At 68.1% G+C, this 248-nt stretch carries 1 protein-coding gene; it reads right to left on the reverse strand.

The window, feature by feature from the left end; genetic code table 11:
• A partial coding sequence (locus tag ACSC1Q_RS43270) for a substrate-binding domain-containing protein (protein WP_436764557.1) occupies nt 1-248 on the reverse strand: 248 nt, incomplete at both ends.

Genomic DNA, 248 nt, shown 5'->3' on the forward strand with positions numbered 1-248 from the left:
CCCTTGCCCTGCGCGATGAGACGGGCCAGCTTGATCGCCGAGGAGGCCATGGTGGGGCTGTAGGTCACGGTCGCCTCCAGCACCCCCGACCCGGCCTGGATGTCACGCATCGCGTTCGCCGAGCCGGCGCCGCCGACCATGAAGAACTCGCTGCGCCCGGCCTCCTTGATCGCGGCCAGCACGCCGATGCCCTGGTCGTCGTCGTGGTTCCAGATCGCGTCGATCTTCTTGTGCGCCTGCATCAGGTT

The sequence above is a fragment of the Streptosporangium heterodermiicola genome (genome assembly GCF_051390675.1).
GTDB lineage: Bacteria > Actinomycetota > Actinomycetes > Streptosporangiales > Streptosporangiaceae > Streptosporangium.